At 45.5% G+C, this 23541-nt stretch carries 23 protein-coding genes, 1 pseudogene and 1 riboswitch; of the genes and pseudogenes, 19 read left to right on the forward strand and 5 right to left on the reverse strand.

Features of this window, described 5'->3' with window-relative positions; translation table 11 throughout:
* The first annotated feature begins 211 nt into the window (after positions 1-211).
* Entirely contained in the window at positions 212-409 is a 198-nt protein-coding gene (locus MOF34_RS02725) for a hypothetical protein (protein WP_268398397.1), read from the forward strand.
* Here the strand turns inward: MOF34_RS02725 and MOF34_RS02730 are convergent.
* Positions 387-1334 (reverse strand): iron-hydroxamate ABC transporter substrate-binding protein, encoded by a 948-nt coding sequence (locus MOF34_RS02730; protein ID WP_268398399.1) that lies wholly within the window; start codon positions 1332-1334, stop codon positions 387-389. The two genes, MOF34_RS02725 and MOF34_RS02730, sit on opposite strands and share 23 nt — an antisense overlap.
* Positions 1335-1385: 51 nt before the next feature.
* Here MOF34_RS02730 and MOF34_RS02735 point away from each other — a divergent pair.
* The 6 genes and pseudogenes from MOF34_RS02735 to MOF34_RS02760 all read left to right on the forward strand — a co-directional run bounded on the left by MOF34_RS02735 (position 1386) and on the right by MOF34_RS02760 (position 7670).
* Positions 1386-2576, forward strand: a pseudogene (locus MOF34_RS02735) (FecCD family ABC transporter permease).
* Positions 2576-3586, forward strand: a complete 1011-nt coding sequence (locus tag MOF34_RS02740; RefSeq protein ID WP_268398402.1) for an iron ABC transporter permease — start codon at positions 2576-2578, stop codon at positions 3584-3586. The pseudogene MOF34_RS02735 and the gene MOF34_RS02740 overlap by 1 nt, the downstream one beginning before the upstream one ends.
* Positions 3587-3601: 15 nt before the next feature.
* Entirely contained in the window at positions 3602-4411 is an 810-nt protein-coding gene (locus MOF34_RS02745) for an ABC transporter ATP-binding protein (protein ID WP_268398404.1), read from the forward strand.
* 170 nt (positions 4412-4581) lie between these two features.
* Complete coding sequence (locus MOF34_RS02750) at positions 4582-5775, forward strand: efflux RND transporter periplasmic adaptor subunit (protein ID WP_268398406.1); 1194 nt, start codon at positions 4582-4584, stop codon at positions 5773-5775.
* Positions 5759-6448: an ABC transporter ATP-binding protein gene (locus MOF34_RS02755; protein ID WP_268398409.1), complete on the forward strand. Its 690-nt coding sequence runs from the start codon at positions 5759-5761 to the stop codon at positions 6446-6448. The genes MOF34_RS02750 and MOF34_RS02755 overlap by 17 nt, the downstream gene beginning before the upstream one ends.
* Entirely contained in the window at positions 6441-7670 is a 1230-nt protein-coding gene (locus MOF34_RS02760) for an ABC transporter permease (RefSeq protein ID WP_268398412.1), read from the forward strand. The genes MOF34_RS02755 and MOF34_RS02760 overlap by 8 nt, the downstream gene beginning before the upstream one ends.
* A 32-nt stretch (positions 7671-7702) precedes the next feature.
* On the opposite strand, the gene MOF34_RS02765 is transcribed toward MOF34_RS02760, so the two are convergent.
* From MOF34_RS02765 to MOF34_RS02775, 3 genes are all read right to left on the reverse strand, one after another.
* Complete coding sequence (locus tag MOF34_RS02765; protein WP_019715703.1) at positions 7703-8113, reverse strand: regulatory YrvL family protein; 411 nt, start codon at positions 8111-8113, stop codon at positions 7703-7705.
* Between the two features lie 60 nt (positions 8114-8173).
* Positions 8174-9331, reverse strand: coding sequence for an oxalate decarboxylase (gene oxdC / locus MOF34_RS02770; protein WP_019715702.1), 1158 nt, complete (start codon positions 9329-9331; stop codon positions 8174-8176).
* Between the two features lie 119 nt (positions 9332-9450).
* Positions 9451-9606, reverse strand: coding sequence for a YvrJ family protein (locus MOF34_RS02775; protein WP_003221632.1), 156 nt, complete (start codon positions 9604-9606; stop codon positions 9451-9453).
* A gap of 201 nt (positions 9607-9807) precedes the next feature.
* On the opposite strand from MOF34_RS02775, the gene sigO reads away from it, so the two are divergent.
* From sigO to MOF34_RS02800, 5 genes are all read left to right on the forward strand, one after another.
* The gene (gene sigO / locus MOF34_RS02780; protein ID WP_268398495.1) at positions 9808-10344 is read left to right on the forward strand and encodes an RNA polymerase sigma factor SigO; all 537 of its coding nucleotides are present in this window, start codon (positions 9808-9810) and stop codon (positions 10342-10344) included.
* Positions 10341-10577 (forward strand): sigma-O factor regulator RsoA, encoded by a 237-nt coding sequence (gene rsoA / locus MOF34_RS02785; RefSeq protein WP_268398417.1) that lies wholly within the window; start codon positions 10341-10343, stop codon positions 10575-10577. The genes sigO and rsoA overlap by 4 nt, the downstream gene beginning before the upstream one ends.
* 148 nt (positions 10578-10725) lie before the next feature.
* Positions 10726-11439, forward strand: coding sequence for a two-component system response regulator YvrH (yvrH, locus tag MOF34_RS02790; RefSeq protein ID WP_041521068.1), 714 nt, complete (start codon positions 10726-10728; stop codon positions 11437-11439).
* Positions 11436-13211, forward strand: coding sequence for a two-component system sensor histidine kinase YvrG (yvrG, locus tag MOF34_RS02795; protein ID WP_268398419.1), 1776 nt, complete (start codon positions 11436-11438; stop codon positions 13209-13211). Before yvrH ends, yvrG begins: the two co-directional genes overlap by 4 nt.
* 34 nt (positions 13212-13245) lie before the next feature.
* Positions 13246-14124: an SMP-30/gluconolactonase/LRE family protein gene (locus MOF34_RS02800; protein WP_268398420.1), complete on the forward strand. Its 879-nt coding sequence runs from the start codon at positions 13246-13248 to the stop codon at positions 14122-14124.
* Positions 14125-14160: 36 nt separating this feature from the next.
* Here the strand turns inward: MOF34_RS02800 and MOF34_RS02805 are convergent, their stop codons facing one another.
* Complete coding sequence (locus tag MOF34_RS02805) at positions 14161-14952, reverse strand: SDR family NAD(P)-dependent oxidoreductase (RefSeq protein ID WP_268398422.1); 792 nt, start codon at positions 14950-14952, stop codon at positions 14161-14163.
* 154 nt (positions 14953-15106) lie between these two features.
* A riboswitch (cobalamin riboswitch) is annotated at positions 15107-15247 on the forward strand.
* A gap of 104 nt (positions 15248-15351) precedes the next feature.
* On the opposite strand from MOF34_RS02805, the gene MOF34_RS02810 reads away from it, so the two are divergent.
* The 7 genes from MOF34_RS02810 (at position 15352) to MOF34_RS02840 (ending at position 23529) form a co-directional block, all read left to right on the forward strand.
* Positions 15352-16308: an ABC transporter substrate-binding protein gene (locus MOF34_RS02810; RefSeq protein ID WP_268398423.1), complete on the forward strand. Its 957-nt coding sequence runs from the start codon at positions 15352-15354 to the stop codon at positions 16306-16308.
* Positions 16271-17335, forward strand: coding sequence for a FecCD family ABC transporter permease (locus MOF34_RS02815; protein ID WP_019715695.1), 1065 nt, complete (start codon positions 16271-16273; stop codon positions 17333-17335). Before MOF34_RS02810 ends, MOF34_RS02815 begins: the two co-directional genes overlap by 38 nt.
* Positions 17328-18611: an ABC transporter ATP-binding protein gene (locus MOF34_RS02820; protein WP_268398425.1), complete on the forward strand. Its 1284-nt coding sequence runs from the start codon at positions 17328-17330 to the stop codon at positions 18609-18611. Before MOF34_RS02815 ends, MOF34_RS02820 begins: the two co-directional genes overlap by 8 nt.
* 188 nt (positions 18612-18799) lie before the next feature.
* On the forward strand, positions 18800-19702 hold the full coding sequence (gene dapA, locus MOF34_RS02825) for a 4-hydroxy-tetrahydrodipicolinate synthase (protein WP_268398426.1): 903 nt from the start codon (positions 18800-18802) through the stop codon (positions 19700-19702).
* A gap of 4 nt (positions 19703-19706) precedes the next feature.
* Positions 19707-20879 carry an iron-containing alcohol dehydrogenase gene (locus MOF34_RS02830; RefSeq protein WP_268398427.1) on the forward strand — a complete coding sequence of 391 codons (1173 nt, stop codon included), beginning with the start codon at positions 19707-19709 and terminating at the stop codon, positions 20877-20879.
* Between the two features lie 68 nt (positions 20880-20947).
* Positions 20948-22351 (forward strand): sodium:solute symporter family protein, encoded by a 1404-nt coding sequence (locus MOF34_RS02835; protein WP_019715691.1) that lies wholly within the window; start codon positions 20948-20950, stop codon positions 22349-22351.
* Positions 22351-23529, forward strand: coding sequence for an exo-alpha-sialidase (locus MOF34_RS02840; RefSeq protein WP_268398430.1), 1179 nt, complete (start codon positions 22351-22353; stop codon positions 23527-23529). The genes MOF34_RS02835 and MOF34_RS02840 overlap by 1 nt, the downstream gene beginning before the upstream one ends.
* The last annotated feature ends 12 nt before the right edge of the window (positions 23530-23541 follow it).

A 23541-nucleotide genomic window follows, 5' to 3' on the forward strand; every position in this document is an offset into this window, starting at 1 on the left:
TTTTGAAGTCTTTCTTTTATTTTATTACAGGAGAATGGATATTTTAAGGGAAAATAAAGGCTGTCGAGATTTTCTCGACAGCCTGAGACACCTGATTTTCAGGTGTCTTTTATTATTATCAAAATACAATGTCTCCGGTTAGGAATCCGATCGTTAAAATAGCTGACAGGAAAGCTGAAATAGAGTGAAAAACCTTTGCGGATGATCGCATATGCAAAAAACATTTTTCAGTCTCTCCAGTAAACTAAACACGACTAACACTATTTACCAAGAGTGCATGAGAGAAAGGTTTTCCGATATAGTGCCTGTTAAAAAACTTGATCGCGATGATGATGCAGCTACATATAAATTGCTGGAAAAAGAGCCGCAGGCTGCGGCTCTTTTGTTTATTTTGTTAAGCTTTCCGTAATAAACTTCAGCTGGCCCTCTAATGAAATCGGGTCTGTAAAATAGAAGCCAATTGGGTCAATCCTATAGACATGGCCATTTTTAACGGCGCTTAGGTTCTTCCAGATGGAGCTGTCAAATACGCCGCCATCATCACCGCCTGATTGCCATGGTCCTGCGAAAATATAATATCCGGCGAAGTCAGGGAGCTTTTCTAGTGAAATACTTGTATAACCAGGACCCTGGTCAATGGCTTTTTCTTTTGTCAGCTTTGTAGCCTGCAGGCCGAGATCTTTGTAAATGATGCTTCCGCCTCTTCCGAAATCTTTACCGAATACGTAAATGTCTTTTCCGTTCGTTTGCATAATGGAGATGGTTTTGTCACCGACGGCTTTTTTGATGTTTGTTTTAGCTGCCGTAACTTTTTTATCCCACTCAGCCAGCCATTTTTCCGCTTTATCTTCCGTTCCCGTCATTTTTGCGAATTCTTTCAGCTGTTCGATATTGTCGAGCTTATCGTATTTTACTGCGACAGTCGGCGCGATTTTCTCAAGCTTTTTCATATCAGCGCCTTGCGTTGTCCAGACAATAATCAGGTCAGGATTCAAATCAATGACTTTTTCAACGGACGTGCCGTCTCCGATGTTTGTGACACCATCGGTTTTTCCTTTGTAGTAAGGGTTTTTAAATACATTCTCAGGCGCACCGACGACGTTGATGCCCAGTGTTTTAAAGTAGCCGTAGTAGCCGTCAGCCATGACAACCACCCGTTTAGGATGTTTAGGAATTTTCACATTTCCATTTTCAGCCTTGTATGTAATGGTTTCTTCGTCTTTTGAATCAGAGGAAGCGCCTTTGCTTTCTGAGTTATTTCCGCAGGCTGCCAGCGCTGCAATTAATAGCAGGGCAAAAAATGCGGCTCCGAGTTTTTTATATAATTGGGTCATATCTCATACCTTCTTTCTGGAAAATAGATGATAAAGAGAATCATTATCAATGTGATTATACCATCGCAAGAGCCAGTTGACACGATATTTATATTCTCATTTTTGTTTAAAACGCTCTATTACATCGACGGAAAAAAGTGATATACTGGAACAGTAATTGATAATCATTATCAGTATTGGGAAGGAAGTACGGCTGTTGAGTCAAAAGCAAAATAGACAGACCACATCAGAAGAAATCCAATGGACGTCAAGGTCATATGGCGCGGTCATTGTTCTTATTGCAGGGATATGCTTACTATGCCTTGGCGTGCTTTTATCCATTTCCCTCGGTGCAGCGGATATACATTTGCGAACTGTGTGGGACGCCATCTTTCATTTTCAGCCGACAGAGACGTCCCACCAAATCATACACGATCTTCGGCTGCCAAGAACGGCTGCTGCCGCACTTGTGGGAGCTTTGCTGGCAGTGTCGGGAGCGATTATGCAGGGGATGACGAGAAACCCTTTGGCAGAGCCTTCGATTATGGGTGTTACATCGGGCTCCGCGTTTGCCGTTTCGCTTGCGTTTGCCTTTTTTCCCGGACTTTCTGCCATGGGGCTTGTGCTATGGTCCTTTGCAGGAGCAGGGCTGGGGGCATCAACGGTAATGGGTATCGGCATGTTTTCAAGAGGCGGACTTACGCCTGTAAAACTTGCTCTTGCGGGAACGGCTGTTACTTATTTCTTTACGGGCATTTCAACCGCCATTGCAATCCGCTTTGATGTCGCTCAGGATATCAGTTTTTGGTACGCAGGCGGAGTAGCGGGCGTGAAATGGTCAGGTGTCCAGCTTTTGCTTCTCGCAGGGGCTGTCGGTTTAACGCTGGCGTTTATCATCGCCCGGTCTGTGACAGTGTTAAGTCTCGGTGATGAGCTGGCGAAAGGGCTTGGACAATATACATCAGCGGTAAAACTGGCTGGCATGCTTGTCGTTGTGATTTTGACGGGAGCTGCGGTTTCCATTGCCGGCACCATCGCATTATCGGGCTGATCATTCCGCATATTACCCGGTTTTTGGTCGGTGTGGATTATCGTTGGATTATTCCTTGCTCGGCAGTGCTCGGGGCTGTTTTGCTTGTGTTTGCTGACATTGCTGCAAGGCTCGTCAACGCGCCCTTTGAAACGCCTGTCGGCGCGCTGACCTCTCTCATCGGCGTTCCCTTTTTCTTTTATTTGGCACGCCGGGAAAGGAGAGGGCTGTAATGAAAACAAAAACGAAAAAACCGCTCGTTGTGATGGCTGTGACCTTTCTGCTCATCGTACTCGTCTTTTTTATCAGTCTAAATTTGGGTGTCATCAAAATTGCACCGCTTAAAACGCTTCAAGTCTTTTTCGGCCAAGGGACGGCGCGTGACGAGCTTGTTTTATTTGAGTTCAGGCTTCCCCGAATCATCCTTTCCTTGCTCGTTGGGGCAGGAATCGCTGTTGCTGGAGCCATATTGCAAAGCGTGTCTCAAAATGATCTGGCTGAGCCCGGCATTCTTGGAATTAACGCCGGCGGCTCTCTTGCTGTTGTGCTTTTTATTTACTTTTTTCAAGAGTCAGCTTCAGACCTCAGCATTTTCGGTACATTTATGCTGCCGTTCAGTGCTTTGGCGGGTGCAATCCTAGCCGCTTTTCTCATTTATCTTCTGGCATGGAAAAAAGGGGTGACCCCGATTCGGCTGATTTTAGTAGGCATTGGCGTGAATGCCGGATTTAACGCCCTGTTGCTGATTTTTCAGCTCAAGATGGACCCTCATGATTTTATGCAAGCCGCGGTTTGGATATCTGGCTCGATATGGGGTGCCAACTGGAATATGATTTGGGCGATTCTCCCTTGGATTGTGATCTTGCTTCCGTTTACTTTATATAAGGCACGCTATTTGAACATTTTGCAGCTTGGAGACCAATTAGCGACCGGGCTGGGCACTGCCGTTGAAAGGGAGAGGCGGATTCTTCTTCTGGCAGCGGTCACACTTGCCGCTTCATGCGTGGCAGCTGCAGGGGGCATCGCGTTTCTCGGGCTGATTGCGCCTCACGTGGCAAGAAGGCTTACCGGTCCCCGTCACCAGACACTGATACCGGTCTCCGCCTTCATTGGCGCATTTCTGTTTTTGCTCGCAGATACGCTGGCGAGAAATGTATTGGCACCGTCAGAAATTCCGGTTGGACTTGTTATTTCCGTGTTAGGTGCGCCTTACTTTATTTATTTATTGATGAAAGCGAATTAGAGGAGGGGGCCGAATATGAATTCAATATCAACAGATCAGCTTGGAATCGGGTATGGCGACAGGGTGATTGTAGAGGATTTAAATATATCGATTCCTAAAGGGGAAATTACCACCTTAATAGGCCCGAACGGCTGCGGGAAATCAACAATATTAAAAACAATGTCCAGAATTATGCGCTCACATGCAGGTACCGTCTATTTAAACGGTAAAGCGATCCATAAAATGTCTACAAAGGACATTGCGAAAGATATGGCGATTCTGCCGCAGACACCTGAAGCGCCGAGCGGTTTAACGGTGTATGAATTGGTATCGTACGGCAGGTTTCCGCATCAATCAGGATTCGGCAGATTAAATGATGAAGACCGCCGGATTATCAAATGGGCGCTTGAAGAAACAGGCATGGCTGAATTCGCTGAACGGCCGATTGAGGCACTGTCAGGCGGACAGCGTCAGCGCGTGTGGATTGCCATGGCGCTTGCACAAGGGACGGAACTGCTGCTGCTGGATGAACCTACAACGTATCTTGATCTCGCACACCAGCTTGAAATTCTTCAGCTGCTTGAGAAACTTAACAAAGAGCAGGGGCGGACGATTTTAATGGTCATTCATGATCTTAACCACGCAGCCCGTTTTTCTCATTATATGATCGCGCTCAAAAAAGGCACGGTCATTAAGGAAGGCACCGCACGGGAAGTCATGACCCCGGACATTTTGAAGCAGGTATTTCAGATTGATGCCGAAATCGTGACTGATCCCCGTACAAATAAACCTGTATGCTTGACCTATGACCTGATTAAAAGTGAAAAAGCGCTCGTTTCTGTGTAGAAAAATCCCGGTTCGGAGCCGGGATTTTTTATTTTCTGCCGTGAAAATACAATTTTTCTATCTGATTCTTTCATTTCAATAAAAAGATTGCAAGTCTTTTTGAATTAATAGATAATATTGGTTAGAATGTTTCGAAAATATTACATAGTTTACAGAAAGAGGAGATCGTTGTGTCCAAGAAGAAAAAATGGCTTATTGGCGGTGCGATATGTGCCGGTCTGCTTATATTGGCTGGGATCGGCGCCGGCGGTGTTTACTTTTTTACCCACATGAACCAAATTGCCGTATCATCGGAGCCCTATGCTGAATCGGTAGCGGTATACATGGGAGGAGAATCAGAATCAGGCCAAACGTTTTCTGGAAAGGTTGAACCTGAGAAACAGCAGAAAGTATATATCGATTCAGAAAAAGGCAGCATTAAAAAAACATATGTCAAAGAAGGCGATCAGGTCAAAAAGGGCGATAAGCTTTTTGAGTATGAGGGCGAGGATCATTCTGACGAAGTTGAGCAAGCCAATTTGCAAATTGAAATGACCAACCTGCAAATCAGCCGTTTGCAAAAATCAATAACGGAAACGGAAAAGCAGCTGAAATCGGCTGGAAAAGAAGAGAAATCCCAGCTTCAAGAGGAGCTTGATCAGGCCAATTTCGATTTGAAAACAAGCGAGCTTGAGCTGAAACAGCATCAAAAAGAGCTGGCTGTCCTGACGAAAAACAAAGGTTCCAATGTCATTACAAGCAAGCATGACGGGATCGTTCAAAGCGTCAATCAGGATATCGCTGACGGAGCAACAGGTGACCAGGCAACAGGTCCGTATATCCAGATTGTTTCGACGGGCAAATATCTAGTCAAAAGTCAAATCAATGAGCTGTTAATGGACACAATCAAAAAAGGCAGCAAAGTCAGAGTCACGCTGAAAACAGGCGGTGAAGGCGAGTGGAAAGGAAAAATCACCTCGATCGGCAAGCTTCCAGCAGGGACAGGCGAGGGTGAGGAATCAGAAAGTTTTGCTGAAGAAGAAATGAACCCTCAATCCTCTAACTATCCTTTCACAATTTTACTGGATAGCCATAAAGGTCTCGAGGTCGGCTATCATGTTAACATCGAAGTGATGAGTGATGAGGCTGATGCGGACAAGATCAAGCTGCCGTCTGACATGGTCATTCAGGATGACGGCGAACCGTACGTGTGGAAAGCGGATGAGAAGCAGAAAGCGGTCAAACAGCCTGTTGAAATCGGGGAAACTGATGAAAATGATATGGTGGAAATTAAGAGCGGCCTGACGCCGGAAGATTATGTAATCTATCCTGACCCCGCGGTCAAGGAAGGAAAGCAGGTTACAGTCAATGCTGACACTGAATAATATTTCGAAATCGTACAAGCTGGGAAAAGAAGAAGTTCCAATCTTGAAACATATCAATCTGACTGTCCAAGCTGGTGAGTTTCTGGCGATTATGGGCCCTTCCGGTTCTGGAAAGTCGACGTTAATGAATATCATCGGCTGTTTGGACAGGCCATCCTCTGGAACCTATACGCTTGACCAGATAGATATATTAAAAGGGAAAGACGGTGCCCTAGCTGAAATCCGCAACGAATCAATCGGCTTTGTGTTTCAAACCTTTCATTTGCTGCCGCGTCTCACCGCGCTGCAAAATGTCGAACTGCCGATGATCTATAATAAAGTGAAGAAAAAAGAAAGAAGGCAAAGAGCCTATGAAGCGCTGGAAAAGGTCGGTTTAAAAGATAGAGTCTCCTACAAGCCTCCGAAGCTGTCCGGCGGGCAAAAACAGCGGGTGGCGATAGCGAGGGCCTTAGTCAATCAGCCGAGATTTATTTTAGCTGATGAACCGACCGGGGCGCTTGATACCAAATCAAGCGAACAAATTTTGTCATTGTTTTCTGAACTGCATCGGGAAGGCAAGACAATTATTATGATTACCCATGACCCGGACGTCGCCAAAAAAGCTGACAGAACAATTTTTATCAGAGATGGAGAACTGGTATTAGATGAGAGAGGGGATATCAGCCATGGTTGAACATATCCGAATTTCTTTCCAATCCATTTTCTCCCATAAATTAAGATCCATACTGACAATGCTCGGGGTCATTATCGGCATAGCGGCAATCATCGCGATTGTCTCGATGCTAAAAGGCCAAAGCGAACAATTAAAGCAGAGCATGATCGGCATGGGAAATAACGCGATCAATGTTGTCTATCAGCCGTCGGGCGGAGAAGAGGAGGCAGGGGGCTACCAGGTTTCTTATACGTCCGCGCCGCCTGTAGCCGAGGAAACAGTAAAGGCGATCAAATCTGATCCTATGGTCAAAGGATTATCTTTATATTATCTGTCTGAAGGTGCGAGTGTCTTTCATTTGACAAACGTTTCGTACCCCCAAGTGTACGGAGTTGACGGTGATTACTTTGATATGTTCCCAATCCGTATAACCGAAGGGAGAAAGCTGGCGGAAAATGAACTAAACAGCACACACCAAGTGGTGATGATCAATGAAGCTGCCAGATATGAACTGTTTCCAGACGGAGACGCTCTGCATAAAAACATTGAGATGAATGGTGTGCCGTTTAAGGTTGCCGGTGTTTTTACAGAAAAAAAGCAGCAGGAAAGCATATTTGAAGGTGATTACGCGAACCCGGTTTTGTACGTGCCGAAAAACGTGTGGCCGCTCATCGAAGGCTTTGACGCGCCGACGCAGATCGCTGTGCAGGCCGATTCTTCTGAGCATATCCAAGAAGCCGGCGTAATGGCTGCGGATCTTTTAAATCAGGGGCTGTCAGAAGCTGAGTTGGAAAAAGCAGAGTACAGTGTGATGGATCTTCAGGAGATCGCGCAGGAAGTGGAGTCCTTTAATCAGGCATTTGCATTGCTCCTTGGCGGGATCGCCAGTATTTCACTTTTGGTTGGCGGTATTGGCGTCATGAACATTATGCTCGTTTCCGTCACGGAGCGCACGAGGGAAATCGGGATTAAGAAAGCGCTCGGTGCTAAGCGGCGTGTGATTTTATTTCAGTTTTTAACTGAGGCTGTCGTGCTGACAAGCATTGGCGGAATACTCGGTGTGCTGGCGGGCTTCGGCATCGCTAAGCTGTTGACGGTCGTTTTTCCGATGCCTTTTATCGTCTCCGTTCCAGCTGTTGTCGGAGCACTCATCTTTTCAATGGCAGTCGGCATTATTTTCGGCTTGCTTCCGTCCATCAAGGCGTCTAAGCTTCAGCCTGTAGACGCGCTTCGCTATGAATAAAAAGAACGCATTCATTTGGAATGCGTTCTTTTTTAGCTGGGAAGGGCCGAATTGCATTTGTCTAAAATAAGAAAAACGGCTGCGACGATCATTTCTTCTGTGGTGGACAGCCAGATGTCGCTGATCATTTCGTCTGTTGTATGAGCAGTCATCCACAAAAACAGCAGCTGTACGATGCCAGCAAGGAGAATGAATAAGCGTTTGTCTGTCTTGAAAAAAGTAAAACTATGTATCATCAGGCGTTCAAATGGTTCTAAACATAGCCCAAGGACAAGAAATAACACAGCAAAAAGCAGGACATGAGCTACTGAACGGTAGCTCGTTCCTGCTAAAGAAAACAATATAAACATGACGGCAAAATAGGTCAACATTACTGCTGCCGCGGCCAGTAAGTACTTTATAAAGAGCCGCAATAAGCGTTTGCGAGAAATTTGATGTTTCACAGGTACATCTCCTTATAAAGGCTTGCAGAGAACGATTGCTCTCTGCAAGCTGGTCTTTTTTTATTTACTGCATTTCTTTTTTACTACCGGATGCTTTTCTTTCGAAAGAATATCAGTAAAGCCTTTTCCTAAATCAAGATGCTGTTGAACTAATGTTTCAGGAAGCATAGCAAGCCATTGGTTTAAAGATACATCGGCATAATGATCGTCTTTAAAGATTTCTAAAAAGACAAGCGGTTCGTCCCCGATGTTTTCAACGTAATGACCCATTGCAAATGGAACATATCCAACATCACCGGCCTGGTAGTTGAACGTTCTCGCATGGCCGTCAGATGCAAAAACAGTCATTCTTGCTTTGCCGGAGATGTAGTATTGCCACTCATGAGTATTCGGATGCCAATGCAGCTCTCTCATGGCACCGGGTTCTACCGTCACGAGCGCGGATGCGATTGTTTTAGACACTTTGAAGTTTGTTGAATCTGCAATGTATACTTTTCCTCCTTCTGATTCAATTGGTTCCTGTTCAAGAAGGCGGTAGGTAAATGGATAAGGTGCTTCACCGTTCGGCCCTTTTACAATGTCATCTTTCAAACTTCCTGGGACAGGTTTTTCAAATATATATTTCTCTTTGCCTGGCAAATTAGCAATATCCTCTTGTGTGACGCCAAAGTTCGCAGCAATGACTTCTTTAGGCGTGTGAGCAAGCCAATCTGTCAGCTGGAACGTGCTGTTTTCAGAGAATGAGCCATCGTCAAACACGAGCAGGAACTCGGCTCCCTCATCCAGCGCTTGAATGGAGTGCGGCAGGCCTGACGGGAAGTACCAAAGATCTCCTTCGCCTACATCATCAATAAAACTGCGCCCTTGTTCATCCACAATAGTGACTCTAGCACGTCCGTAAATCATATAAGCCCACTCTGCTTCTTTATGCCAATGCAGCTCGCGAATGGCACCCGGCTTTAGCCGCATATTTACGGATGCAAGGTTTTCTGAAATCGGCAGCTCCCGTACTGTCACTTCACGAGCATATCCGCCTTTTTCTAAGCGGTTATGAGTATCAGAGAACGAAAACTTCATATTGCTCACGGTACCATTATCAGTCTCCGGCGGAACAAGCATGTCCGGATTTTGGCGGTCTCTTTCAATATTGCGCGGGATTTTTATTGTTGCTCCTTCGTCTCCTCTAATTGGCTGTGGAATGTCATTTTGTTTTTTCATGAAATGTTTCCTCCTTTTATTTAAATGTGCTAGCAGAAAGAGAAGGTGAAAGGCCTTTCGTTTTCCCTTCTGTCTTGTTAAGTGAAAAAAAACAGTAAAAAGTCAACTTCGATCGAAAATTAATTTTTTGCTTTCTGATCTTTCAGCTCTGTCATCAGTTCGATAAGCTGATCAAACTTTTTTTCAAATCGAGTCAGCAGGTACATTGCAATTAACGCAGGAAACCCCAGATTGCCGATCTGTTTCACGACTTCCTCTATAAAAACCTGATCCATAGGAAAATACCTCCCTTCTTTTTTTGCAGTCATGTATGTAAGTGAAGGACATCCAAGAAAACGTAAACTGCGCTGGGGTATTTAAGACAAGCCTAGTTAGAAAGTAGTAGTTTACTTTTTTTTGCTTTCCTTCATTTAATTTAGTAGGGAGGCGGTTTGATGGACTATCAAGGTCTTTTACAGTCAAAATGTAAGGAGATAATGAAGCATCCCATCGTGAAGCATTTTTTGAGCAATCCTCAGCATTACCGTTTGTTCAAAAACGTAATGGAAAGCCCGAACGAAAAAGATGCAAAATCATTGGACGAGCAATTTAAGCAATTTTATAAGGAAATCCGCATCGTCAAGTATATGAATTCAATGATTCGGATCTTTTCTATTGATTTTGATAAGCGGGTTCGCAAAAACCAAAAACGGTATCCGCTGACGGTCGATCATCCGGAAGCAGGAGAACGACTTCCTTCCGAAACTGGAAGCGATGCGTTTGAAGCATTTTTAGATATGCAGGATGACTTGAGCCAGCATGTTCAGGATTATTACCTTTACCAAGCGATCCAGAACCTGACTGACAAACAAAAAAGCGTGCTGACGAAAGTCTATCTTCATGGTGCCACGATGCAAGAGATTGCCGATTCACTAGGAGAGTCCCGGCAAAACATCTCCAACATTCATAAAAAAGGGCTTGAGAATATCAGAAAACAGCTCGCGGCGCAAAAAAAGGGGGAGAGTAAGCTGTGAACGGCCAGTATGAACAAAAGAACCAAAAAGACGATAAATTTGACATTGAACATCTGATTGAATGCTTTTCACCTATGATTAGAAAAAAGCTCTGCAATACGTCCTATCAAGAAAGAGAAGATTTAGAGCAAGAGCTGAAGATCAAAATGTTTGAAAAGGCTGATATGCTTTTGTGCCAGGACGTACCGGGGTTTTGGGAGTTTATTTTGTATATGGTAGACGAGAACTCATAACATTTATCATTTGAAAATATGAAAAACGGGAACTGCTACGTTCCCGTTTTCTATTTGTTCTGCCAAGACTCTTCCTATTCAAAAATGTACCAAAAATAAACGATATAATGATAAGATGAAAAAAACAGTGACAGAAAGGAACATAAAAGTGGAAAATGCGTCAATTTTAATTGTAGACGATGAGAAAGCGATTGTGGACATGATCAAACGCGTTCTCGAAAAAGAAGGTTATCGAAATTTACTGGATGCGGCAAGCGCAGAAGAAGCGATTCCGGTTGTGAAGGCCAATAAGGTTGATTTGATCGTGCTTGATGTCATGATGGGCGGAATGTCCGGTTTTGAAGCCTGCACGCTGATCAGAGAGTATTCAGACGCTCCGATTTTTTTCCTCACGGCGAGATCATCCGACGCGGATAAATTGTCTGGATTTGCGGTTGGGGCTGATGACTATATCACAAAACCATTTAATCCACTGGAATTAGCGGCGCGGATCAGGGCGCACCTCAAGCGGACTTATCAATCGAAAGAAACGAATTCAAATCAAACCTATACATATGATTATTTTACATTTTCTCCGCAAAATGCCGAGCTGATTGTAGGCGGGGAAGCCGTCGCTTGTTCAGCTCAGCTTTTGCAGCTTTTGCAGTATTTTTGTGAACACCCAAATGTGGTGCTTTCCAAAGATCAAATTTATGAAAAAGTTTGGGGCTATCCTTCTTACGGCGACAACAACACCGTTATGGTTCATATCCGCAAGCTCAGGGAAAAAATTGAGCGTGATCCAAGCAACCCGGAGTATATTGTAACCGTTCGCGGTCTCGGCTACCGTTTTATTCCGAATCCTGAAGGCAAGCGGTCATGAGATTAAGATGGAAGTTTTTGTTTCACTTTTTTGGGCAGATGCTGATTGTAATTCTGCTGCTCACAGTTATGCTTGTCGCTTCCTTTTTCTATTTAGACGCTCGATTTAGCGATGCGGAATCGAATTCTGGGCTGACAAAGGCAACCACCGACACACTTGAGGCATATCTCGATGTAAACGAAGACGGGACATGGGAACTCGATAATTTTCTGAAGAAGTCTGTCGATAAACAGCATGGCTGGATGCAAATCATTGACTCTAATGGGAAAACCGATTATTCCTACAGCGTGCCGAAAGACGTGCCGGGCACCTATACCAAGAAAGAGCTCTTGTCTATTTATAAAACCAAAAAGCTTAATAACTATAAGCTGAATTATTGGGCCATCAATATTGAAGATAAGTCGTACCTTCTATTGTCCGGCTGGAAATTAAAGAGCGAACAGCTGCTGACTTCCGTTGAAAAGCGCGAGCAAAAGATAGATTCTCTATCAGATTATCAGTCCAGCACCATCGACTATATTAAGCGGGAAAAAGGCGCCATTTACCTATTAGACAGCAATGGAAACATTCTCGACAGCATTAACAGCACAAAAAGTGAAAGAAAAACGATGAATCAGCTGGAGCTGCTTAAATACAGCTCCAAACCTTGGAACTATAAACGGGAAATTTCCGTTAAGATTCTCAACAAAGACAGATGGATGGTCGCTACGGTGCCGAACCCTGTCTATGTAACCGATCAGGAGTTTAACAAATCGTTCCTGAAGGTTGTGCTAAAGGCGATGTTCCTGATTATGGGTGTTCTGTTCCTGTATATCATTTGGATGACCATTTGGTATATGTTTCGATTTGGGTTGCCGATTTTTCACACGATTAAATGGCTGGTCAATCTATCAAAAGGGAAGCTTGAGGAACCGAAAAACCGGAAAGGCCGTCCTGTCAGCAAAAACAAAAAGGGGAAAATCAAACAGCCGTACCGCTTCTTCGGTGAGATATTTGAATCAATGGATCAGCTGACTGAAACACTGAGACGGGATAAGCGAAATAGAGAAAAAATCCAGGCGACAAGAGAAGAATGGATTGCCGGTTTATCGCATGACTTAAAAACACCGCTCAGCAGCATTTACGGCTACAGCATGATGCTTGAGTCGAAGCAGTATGACTGGTCGCCGGAAGAAGTAAAAGAAATGGGACAGGTTGTCAGAGAAAAATCTGAATACATGTCCAAGCTGATTGAAGATTTAAATTTAACATATCGGCTGAAAAATGATGCCCTTCCTATCAAGAGAAATCTGACAAGCCTGATCCCGTTTTTTAAAAATGTCATTGAAGATTTCAAGAAAAATCCGTTTTCTGAAGGGTATGATATCTCCTTTGTGTCCAAAGAAGAGCATATTGAATTTGCGCTGGATGAAGCGTGGTTCAGGCGTATATTGGAAAACTTGCTTGGTAATGCCGTAAAGCATAACGACAAAGGAACGGAAATTCAGGTCATTCTAGAACAGACAAAAAATCATATTTCCTTGAAGGTTAAGGACAATGGGAAAGGGATGGATGAAGAAACGATCACCCATTTGTTTAACCGTTATTACAGGGGGACGAACACAAAAGATTCATCTGCCGGAACGGGCCTCGGGCTCGCCATTGCCAAGGAGCTTGTCCATTTGCATAACGGGACAATTCATGTAAACAGCAGAATGAACATTGGGACGGTCATTACCATCCTTTTCAAAAACGATAAACATGTGGTTTGGACACCTTTTTGCCGGGAATAACAATATATAGACTGAAGCTAAAGAGGTGTAACACATGGAAGCAGTATTGGAAGCAGACACTCGGGCCGTGATTGGAGAAGGCCCGTTATGGGATGAAGAAAATGGCCGCTTATATTGGGTGGATATCTTAGGGAGCGAGCTCCACATCTTCGACCCTGAAGAAAAAATCAACCGATCTGTCAAATTCAAGTCCTTTGTGACCGCGCTTGCGAAATATACAAAAGATGAGCTGATGATGACGATGAAGGACGGGTTTTACCTGTATCATCTTCAGGATGACAGCTTGGAAAAGATCAAACAGCCGAAAGATATGGATGAGAGCCTGCGTTTTAATGACGCGAAATGTGACCCGTACGGAAGGCTCTGGGCGGGGACAATGAGCATGGAAGGCGAACAAAAACAGGCTTCCCTCTACCGTTTGGATCCAGACGGCAGACTTATCAAAATGAAAGATCAAGTCTCCACCTCGAACGGTTTGGATTGGGATCGCGAGAGGAATTTGATGTATTACATTGACACGCCCACACAGGAAATTGTGCGCTACAGGTATGATCCTGAAAGCGGCAATGTCTCAAATCCAGAACCCGTCTATCGTTTTGATCAATCAGAAGGACTGCCGGACGGCATGACAATCGACCAAAATGGCATGTTGTGGGTGGCTCTGTTTGGGGGCAGCCGCGTGGTTCATATTGACCCGTTTCAGAAAAAAGAAATCGATTCAATCAGCGTGCCGGCTAAATATGTGACGTGCTGCGCGTTCGGCGGCAGAGACTTAAAAACCCTTTACATCACAACGGCAACGGAACAAATGACAGAAACAGAAAGATACGAGCAGCCTCACGCGGGGGGATTGTTTTCAGCAAAATTGGAAATAGGCGGCTATCAGCCGGTTCCATACGCTGGAGATGTATAAAAAAACGCATCCGAAATACGGATGCGTTTTTGCATATTACAGAGAACGGATAATACCGCCTTCCACGCGCTGTGCCGTGCCGTTGATGGCGGATGCAGCGTCAGATGCGAGGAATACGATCGTGTTGGCCACTTCTTCTGCTGTCGCGTATCGCTGAATAAGAGAAGTCGGCTCATTAACTTTAAAATAGTCTTTGATGAATGTATCTGTATCCTGGCCGGCTGCTTTTGCGGCACCTTCCATATAGGATGCCACGCCCTCTGTCCAAGTAGGTCCCGGAAGCACTGAGTTGACTGTCACATTCGTGCCTTTTGTCATTTCAGCCATTCCTCTAGAAAGGCTGATCAGCGCCGTTTTGGTCATTGAGTACGGAATCATTGTTGGTAGCGGTTTGACGCCTGCTTCACTTGCGATATTTAAAATGCGGCCGCTGTTTTTGGTAAGCATCTTTGGAAGGAAGTGACGGCTTGTCCGAACCGCGCTCATCACGTTCACTTCAAAATATTGATTCCACTCTTCATCTGTCACATCGGCAAAGTCTTTGACCTCGAAGAATCCAAGGTTGTTGACAAGAATATCGATATCACCGATTTCATTTACTTTTTCAATAAAAGCCGCTGCTTCATCTGCTTTTGACAAATCGGCAGCCACACCGTGCACCGTTCCGTATCCAGAAAGCTCCTCAATCGTGCGATCAACAGTCGCTTGTTTGCGTCCGTTGACAATCACTGCCGCTCCCTCTTGCAGAAAGCTTTTTGCTGCCGCTTTTCCGATGCCGGAAGTCGAGCCAGTGATTAGAACGAGTTTGTCTTTTAGCTTTAAATCCATAAGAATCATTCCTTTTTATAGATGATGGTATTAAGTATACAAGAACAAAATTAGTGTTTACGAGGATTTTGCTTCCATACATGTACTGGGGAAAAAGTCATTCAAGGCGCATATACAAGCCTGTCAGTCATATAGTATAATTACTCCGAAAAAAGGATACGAATGTCAAATAGGTGCCGGTCCGCCAACAACAGCCGGCTTAATAGGGAAACCGGTAAAAGCCGGTGCGGTCCCGCCACTGTAATTGGCCATAGCGCCAAGAGCCAGGATACCTGCCTATTTGATCAGCACGAAGTCTGCGAGGACAGATGATGTGTAAACAATAGGGTTTTTTGTGTTGTTTACAGCATCTTTACCATCGTAGAGATGCTTTTTTTAGTTCACTTAGGAGGAAAGGTTATGAAGAAACTAGCCGGAATATGGACTGCCCTTCTGCTGGCCGCTGTTATGATAGCAGGCTGCGGAAATGCGGCAGATCAAAAGGATTCCAAGGCAAACCAAAAGACAGAAGCATCTCAAGCGTTCCCTGTCACCATTGGTGATGCGTCAAACCAAGATGTCACAATCAAAAAGGAGCCGAAAACGATTGTTTCATTAATGCCGAGCAACACAGAAATCACGTACGCTCTCGGCCTTGGTGACAAAGTGGTCGGCGTCACCACAAACGATACATATCCAAAGGAAGTCAAAAAGGTTGAAAAAGTTGGGGATATGAATATAAACGTTGAGAAAGTCATTTCTCTAAAGCCAGACCTCGTTCTTGCCTATGAGTCTTCCATGTCAGCGTCAGCCGATGCCATTAAACAACTAAAGGACGCGGGCATTACCGTGCTGACTGTCAACGATGCACAATCATTTTCTGAGGTATACAAATCAATTGAAATGATCGGTGAAGCTGCCGGGGCAGAGAAAAAAGCCGATCAGCTTGTGAAAAGAATGAAAACAGACTTGGCTGCTATAAAAGAAAAGGCCGCCGGCATATCTAAAGCCGATCAAAAGAAAGTATTTGTCGAAGTGTCTCCGGCTCCGGACATTTATACGACCGGGAAAGACACCTTTATGGATGAAATGCTTGAAGCGATCCATGCGGAAAATGCCGCTTCCGCTCAGAAAGGCTGGGCTAAGATGACCGAAGAAGCGATCGTCAAGCTGAATCCCGATGCGATCGTGACGACAAACGGTGAATCTGCTGTCAGCGAAATAAAAAAACGAAGCGGCTGGAGCGGTGTAAAAGCCATCAGACATCACGAAGTATACGACGTGGACCCTGACCTCGTGACCCGTCCGGGACCGCGATTGATTAAAGGGGTCGAAGAGCTTGCTGAACATATTTACCCTGATGTTTTTAAAAAATAAACGCTTTGTGGCATATGCCCTCAGCCTGATGTTTTTGTCGGTATCTGTTCTTTTGGGAATCTCTATCGGGTCTTTGGAGATTCCCATTCCTGCTATTATTAAGGTTTTTTTGGGAGAATCGTTTGGCATTCAAGGGCTGAATCTTGATCCGATAGAGGGGAACATCATCATGAAAATTAGGCTGCCGAGGGTGATATTGGCCGCTCTTGTCGGCGCAGGGTTGGCTGCTGCGGGAGCCGGTTTTCAGGGGCTCTTGAAAAACCCGCTCGCAGATCCGTATACGCTCGGCATATCGTCAGGCGCTGCTGTCGGTGCAGTGGTCACATTGTTTTTCGGGATTGAGTTGCCGGTGATCGGAAGTTTTACACTGCCATTTTTAAGCGTTGGAGCGGCTATTGTCGTGATTTTTTTGGTTTTGTTCTTTGCGCGGCTTGTTCACCCTTCATTGACCCTGTCTGCATTGATTTTAACAGGGATCATCTTCAGTTCGTTTTTGGGTGCGCTTACTTCTCTCATGATCGCATTGTCCGGCGATGATTTAAAACCGATCGTCCACTGGCTGCTCGGCAGCGTATCAATGAGGGGCTGGGGCTATGTTGCACTGTTTCTGCCCTTTTTTGCTGCGGGCGCTGCCGCGCTTTTGTTTAGCGGCAGAGAACTGAATGTGATGACTTATGGCGAAGAAAAAGCGAGGCTGCTCGGTGTAAATGTGAAGCGGAGTAAATATGTCGTTCTGTTGGCGGGAGCTATTTTAACTGGCAGTGCGGTTGCGGTATCTGGAACCATTGGCTTTGTTGGTCTCGTCATTCCGCATTTTATCCGTCTCCTGTCTATTACGGATCACCGGCATCTTCTGCCGCTCTCGATGCTGAATGGCGCTTCGTTCCTTGTGCTGTCAGATCTTTTGTCCAGAACCATCATTGAGCCGTCGGAGCTGCCGATCGGCATTATTACCGCACTGGTAGGAGCACCAGTTTTCGGGTTTATATTGATTCGGCGTTACCGGGGAGGGCGAGTTCATGATTGATGTCATCAGAGTGTCCGGCGGCTATGGAAGAAAGGATGTCTTACAGGACATCAGCTTTGCAGTAAAACCGGGTGAATTTTTAGGAATCCTTGGTCCGAACGGCAGCGGAAAAACCACCTTGTTGAAAATGCTGTCGGGAAGCATCACGCCTCGAAGCGGCGAAGTGCTGCTTGAATGCCGTTCAGTCGGGTCGTACCAAACGAAGGAGCTCGCCCGCAAAGTAGCGGCCCTTCCTCAGAAAACGGAGCAGGCCTTTTCCTTTACGGTGGAGGAAACGGTACAGTTTGGCCGCTATGCTTATCAATCAGGTCTTTTTCGGCAGCTCACAGGGGAAGACCACGATATCGTAAAAAGGGTGATGAAGCAGACAGACATCCTCCGCTTTGCCAAAAAATCCATTCATGAGCTGAGCGGCGGAGAGCAGCAGCGGGTGTATGTGGCACAGGCACTTGCCCAGGAACCCCGATATTTGTTGCTTGATGAACCGACAAGTTTTCTCGATTTGTCATTTCAAAAAAGTCTGCTAGATTTAATGAAACAAGAAACGGTCGCGTCAAAACTCGCAGTCATTGGGGTGTTTCATGATGTGAATATTGCGAGTTTATACTGTGATCGTTTGCTGTTATTAAAAGATGGAAAAGCAGAAGTGCTTGACCGCCCGGAAGCTGCCCTCTCTGCCGACCGTATTAAGCGGGTGTATCATACTGACATCACAGCGCTGGACCATCCACAACGTGCAAATCCGCAATTTACGATTAAGGCGAAAACCATCCCGGAGAAAGCCGAGCCCCTCTTTCTAAAAGAACGAATTGAACAATACTTGCCGCGTGGCATCACATTTTCAGCAGACCGCCCGCTGCGCGTTCTGTCCTCTGAAGAGGGCTTTGCTTGGAGACGAAAACTTGTTTTCGACAGCGGAAACAACTCTGGATGGCCGCAAGACATGTCAACCGTTGAACAAGAAACGCTGTTTATCCAACATGATTGTAAATTGGCTGACTGTCATATTGTGTCGGAAAGCAATGATCTTTGCATCATCGGAATGAAAGATGCGAAGGGGCGTTTCATCATATGGGTGGTAGTCGGCGGCTGTTTGCACGATGGTCAATTTGTGAAGGTGATAAGCGCTACAGCAAAAGCTGCAGCTCAGCATCGTGTTTTCTGCAGTGATGTGCTCATCGCGTCCACTCACTCCGGCCGGTTACCGGATCAAAGCATTTTATTGACACAAATACAGGATCAAACAGCGGCTTGTGTGAAAGCTTTAAAAAATTAATCCGACCTGTCTTTGGACAGGTTTTTTTTATTGTTTTAAAACGCATCAGATGAGGGTGAGACGTCATTTTTTATCCTAAATACGAAAAATATGTTGCTTAATGAATCAATATAGATTTATAATTATTTTATGAAAGCGTTTTATTATATATGGTTGTTTAAAAATGCAACAGATGGGAGCGGAATCATTTGAAAGTAGAGGGAATTATTCCAGCCATACTGACACCGATTACAAAAGAACAGGATTTTCATCCGGGTGTAGCCGAAAAGCTGGTGAATCATTTAATTGATTCAGGTGTCCATGGCATCTTTGCTTTAGGGACAAATGGCGAATTTCATTTATTCTCGCAAGAGGAAAAGCTTCAAATTGCGGAAACTGTCGTGAAAGCGGTTAATAAACGTGTGCCTGTTTTTATCGGAGCAGGAGAAAACAGTACTGAGGCAACCATTTCCTTATCTAACCAAATGGCGGATATTGGAGCTGATGTTCTTTCGATCATTACGCCATACTTTGTCGCACCTTCGCAGGAGGAATTGTATCAGCATTTCCGCACGATATCTGAAAATGTCGCGATTCCTGTCCTGCTCTATAACATTCCGTCGAGAACAGGTGTATCACTTGAGTCTGAAACCGTTGAAAGGCTGGCGGCATTGCCGAACATCATCGGCATTAAAGACAGCAGCGGCAGCTTCGACAATATTAAGGCGTATCTTGAGCGTACAAAAGACCAGTCCTTTTCCGTTCTGGCAGGAACCGATTCATTGATTTTAGACACTTTGAAGGCGGGAGGAACAGGGGCTGTGGCTGCAACAGCAAATGTGCTTCCGCAGACCGTTGTTTCAATCTATGAATCTTATAAACAAGGAAACATTGAAGAGAGCGAGCAGTATCAAAAGCAGCTAGACCCGCTTCGTGCCACGTTTTCACTCGGTTCACTGCCGGCGCCGCTAAAAAAAGCAACGGAGCTTGCCGGAATCGACGTCGGACCGCCTAAACATCCGATTGCAGAGCTGTCAGGAGAGGGTTTGCAAAAAGTGAAAAAGATGCTGGAAGGCTACGGAATTGAAACAAAACTGGCAAAGGAGCAGTGAGGATATGAAGACGCTTTATCATTTTCAAACGGCCGCCCGAATTGAAGCTGGCGCACATTCACTCAATTTCCTTGGTGATCATTTGGATCAGACAAGCGGATGGAATCAGATCCGTTCGGTGTTTATTTTAACTCAGCCGTCGATCGTCTCTCTCGGTTATGCAGACCAAATTAAAGAGGTGCTGGCTGAAAAAGGCATCTCAAGTGAAATCAATACTGACATACAGCCGGAGCCGACGGAACAAAATATCGAAGAGGTTTTTCAGCTTTTTTCTGCAGGAAGCCATGACGCAATTTTAGGAATTGGAGGAGGAAGTGTGCTTGATGCGGCTAAAATCCTCTCTGTTCTGAAAACAAATAAAAAACCGATTTCCGAGTTGGTTGGCACGAATCTCGTTGAAAAGCCCGGTGTTCCGCTTGTGCTGATTCCGACAACATCTGGAACAGGGTCGGAGGTGACGCCGAATGCGATTGTGACATTCCCTGAGAAAGAATTAAAGATTGGTATGGTCAGTCCCTATCTGTTGCCATCACTTGTGATTTTAGATCCGGTTTTGACGACTGGTCTTCCAAAGGCGATCACGGCCGCAACCGGAATGGATGCTTTTACACACGCGCTCGAATCCTATATTTCCAACAAAGCAAATCCATTCAGTGACATGTTTGCGCTTGAATCTATGAGACTGATTTCCTCCAGTATTCAGGAGGCCTATCACCATGGAGATAAACTAGAAGCGAGAGAAAAAATGCTTATTGGCGCCATGTATGGCGGTATGGCTTTGACAAGCGCAGGGACAGCGGCGGTTCATGCGATGGCTTACCCGCTTGGGGGGAAATACAAAATGTCTCACGGTGTGGCCAATTCCATGTTGCTTCCGCATGTAACGGCCTTTAATGCGGATCATGTGACTGACCGCCTTTCAGATGTCGCTGGTGTAATTGGAATCGAGCAAAAAGGTTCGAAGGCCAGCCAAGCAGAGCGGGTTATACAGAAGATTGAAGAGTGGACCGCCGATTTAAATATTCCGCAAAATTTAAAGGCATTCGGAGTATCAAAAGAGGATGTGCCAACGCTTGCTGAGGCGGCAGCCGACGTCAAACGGCTCATGGACAACAATCCAAAGCCGATGTCCGTTGCGGAAATTGAAGCTGTCTATTTGAAATTGCTTGAGGTGTAGGTCATTGGGATCTGTACTTGTTTTCACCATGAGCCTGTAGGAGGCTTGCAAACAAAGGGGGAGTTTGGGTGGATGTCTTAAGCGGTTCGGTCATAACATTTATTTTGGCAGTGATTGTGGTTTACATTCTTTTTACGACGTGGCTGACGATGCGCTTTCGCAGTAAATCCAGTGCGGAATTCAACAATGCCGCCAAAACACTGCCGGCCATTGTTGTCGGCATTCTGCTAATGAGTGAATTTATCGGCACCAAATCGACAATTGGGACCGCTGAATCAGCTTATACACATGGTTTGGCAGCTTCATGGTCGATTGTAACGGTCTCTATTGCGTTTTTTATTTTTTCCTACTTCTTAGTAGGGAAATTTTATAAAACAGGCCAATATACGATTTCCGGTATTATTAGTGATAAGTTTGGCCGATCGACCAAACTTGTCGTTTCTACTATTATGATTGTGGCTCTTTTACTAGTGAATTTAGGGAACTATTTAAGCGGATCGGCGGCGATTTCATCTATTTTAGGTCTTCCGCTCATGACGTGTGCCATCATTACAGCGATTGTCAGCACCTTTTATTTTACATTCGGAGGAATGAAGGGCGTTGCCTGGGTGACGATTTTGCATTCTCTTGTTAAATATGTGGGGGTTCTAATTACATTAGGGGTTGCACTTTACTTGACAAAAGGCTGGGAGCCGATGACGCAGCAATTGCCCGAGCATTTCTTCACATGGGACGGCAGTATCGGATGGGGAACAATCGGTGCTTGGTTTATCGGCAATATGGGAGCGATTTTTGCGACTCAGTTTATTATTCAGGCCATTACCTCATCGAAAAGTGAGAAAGAGGCAAAGAGATCGACGCTGTATGCGGCACTGCTTTGTCTGCCGCTTGCGATTGCCATTGGAGTCATCGGCGTTGCCGCACGGTATTTGTACCCGGACATTGATGCCATCTATGCATTCCCGGTATTTATGCAGCAAATGAATCCCGTGCTGAGCGCCATTGTGGCAACATCGCTTGTGGCGTCCATTTTCGTCGGCGTCTCGACTGTTGCGCTTGCCACAACAACTTTGATTATGGATGACTTTTATGTGCCTAAAGCAAAACCGACACCTGAACAGCGCATGAAAGTTACGAGATATGCATCCATTATCATCGGTTTTATACCGTTGCTCGGTGTTGCATTGGCGCCAGAATTGTTAACGCTTTCTTTCTTTACGAGGGCGCTTCGTACATCAATTGCCGTTGTGGCGGCAATGGGCTTTTATTTGCCATACTTTAATTCAAACCGCGGGGCAACCATAGGCCTGGTGCTTTCCGGAATGGCGACAACGGTCTGGTATTTGTTAGACAATCCGTTTGGCATTGATAACATGTACATTGCCATCATTGTTCCGTTTGTTGTGCTCGTATTAGACCGTCTGATCAGCTCGCCTGCGAAAAAAGAGTCAAATGTAAAGGAGGAATTGTAATGAAACAAAGTGAAGTTTCCTTGCTGATAGATGGGCGCATTAGAAAAAATGAAACAGATGAGGCCAGAAAGGATGCTTTTTTGCCGACAGACTGTCCGCAAAACCACGCAGCCAACTTGCTGGAGCTGGATAATGGTGATCTATTGTGTGTCTGGTTTGGGGGTACGCAGGAAGGCATTGCGGATATATCGATTTACATGTCAAGGCTTGCAAAAGGGAGCAGTGAGTGGACACAGGCAGAAAAGCTGTCGGATGATTCTTCCCGATCCGAACAAAACCCTGTGCTTTTCCAAGAGCCGTCCGGCCGGCTCTGGCTCATGTATACGGCACAGGTGTCCGGTAATCAGGATACAGCCATTGTCAGATACCGGACATCGGATGACAGAGGCCATACATGGAGCGGCATTGACACATTGTTTGGCGAAGCCGGCACCTTTATCCGCCAGCCGCTCGTTGTCCTGGATAACGGCGATTGGCTGCTTCCCGTCTTTTACTGCATCACCTTGGCTGATGTGAAATGGACTGGAAACCGTGACATCAGCGCGGTGAAAATTTCATCTGATAAAGGCAAGACGTGGGAGGAAGTGAAGGTGCCGGGCAGCATGGGCTGTGTTCATATGAATATTGAAAAACTGCATGACGGGACATTGCTTGCGCTGTTTAGGAGCCGTTTGGCAGACTCGATTTATGCGAGCCGCTCTATTGATAACGGCCGCACCTGGTCAGAGCCTGAGCCGACGGAGCTGCCGAACAACAACTCTTCCATTCAATTTACAGCGCTTCAAGATGGGACGCTCGCTCTCGTATACAATCATATGAATGCGAATGAAACGACCGAAAGAAGAGCATCTCTATACGATGAAATTGAGGATGAGGATGATACAAGAACAGGTGTAGACACAGAAGCCCGTCCAGCCTTCTGGGGAGCGCCGAGGGCGCCGATGACACTGGCGCTTTCACATGACGGCGGTGTCACATGGCCTGTCAAAAGAAATATTGAAGTCGGCGACGGGTATGCGATGACGAACAACTCAAAAGACAAGCTCAACCGCGAGTTTTCTTATCCATCGATCAAGCAGGGGAAAGACGGCGACCTGCATATTGCCTTTACGTATTACCGTCAGGCAATTAAATATGTACGCGTCCCGCGAATGTGGGCCTCGGCCGATCAAGAATAAAGCCGTTTGAAC

Origin of the sequence: Bacillus sp. T17B1, assembly GCF_026796395.1 — a bacterium.
Lineage (GTDB): Bacteria > Bacillota > Bacilli > Bacillales > Bacillaceae > Bacillus > Bacillus spizizenii_A.

Excerpts from the sequence above, each read along its gene's own strand:
- MOF34_RS02725 (WP_268398397.1), top strand. The coding sequence starts at position 212 with ATGCAAAAAACATTTTTCAGTCTCTCCAGTAAACTAAACACGACTAAC.
- MOF34_RS02730 (WP_268398399.1), bottom strand. The coding sequence starts at position 1,334 with ATGACCCAATTATATAAAAAACTCGGAGCCGCATTTTTTGCCCTGCTA.
- MOF34_RS02740 (WP_268398402.1), top strand. The coding sequence starts at position 2,576 with ATGAAAACAAAAACGAAAAAACCGCTCGTTGTGATGGCTGTGACCTTT.
- MOF34_RS02745 (WP_268398404.1), top strand. The coding sequence starts at position 3,602 with ATGAATTCAATATCAACAGATCAGCTTGGAATCGGGTATGGCGACAGG.
- MOF34_RS02755 (WP_268398409.1), top strand. The coding sequence starts at position 5,759 with ATGCTGACACTGAATAATATTTCGAAATCGTACAAGCTGGGAAAAGAA.
- MOF34_RS02760 (WP_268398412.1), top strand. The coding sequence starts at position 6,441 with ATGGTTGAACATATCCGAATTTCTTTCCAATCCATTTTCTCCCATAAA.
- oxdC (WP_019715702.1), bottom strand. The coding sequence starts at position 9,331 with ATGAAAAAACAAAATGACATTCCACAGCCAATTAGAGGAGACGAAGGA.
- MOF34_RS02775 (WP_003221632.1), bottom strand. The coding sequence starts at position 9,606 with ATGGATCAGGTTTTTATAGAGGAAGTCGTGAAACAGATCGGCAATCTG.
- sigO (WP_268398495.1), top strand. The coding sequence starts at position 9,808 with ATGAAGCATCCCATCGTGAAGCATTTTTTGAGCAATCCTCAGCATTAC.
- yvrG (WP_268398419.1), top strand. The coding sequence starts at position 11,436 with ATGAGATTAAGATGGAAGTTTTTGTTTCACTTTTTTGGGCAGATGCTG.
- MOF34_RS02800 (WP_268398420.1), top strand. The coding sequence starts at position 13,246 with ATGGAAGCAGTATTGGAAGCAGACACTCGGGCCGTGATTGGAGAAGGC.
- MOF34_RS02805 (WP_268398422.1), bottom strand. The coding sequence starts at position 14,952 with ATGGATTTAAAGCTAAAAGACAAACTCGTTCTAATCACTGGCTCGACT.
- MOF34_RS02810 (WP_268398423.1), top strand. The coding sequence starts at position 15,352 with ATGAAGAAACTAGCCGGAATATGGACTGCCCTTCTGCTGGCCGCTGTT.
- MOF34_RS02820 (WP_268398425.1), top strand. The coding sequence starts at position 17,328 with ATGATTGATGTCATCAGAGTGTCCGGCGGCTATGGAAGAAAGGATGTC.
- MOF34_RS02830 (WP_268398427.1), top strand. The coding sequence starts at position 19,707 with ATGAAGACGCTTTATCATTTTCAAACGGCCGCCCGAATTGAAGCTGGC.
- MOF34_RS02840 (WP_268398430.1), top strand. The coding sequence starts at position 22,351 with ATGAAACAAAGTGAAGTTTCCTTGCTGATAGATGGGCGCATTAGAAAA.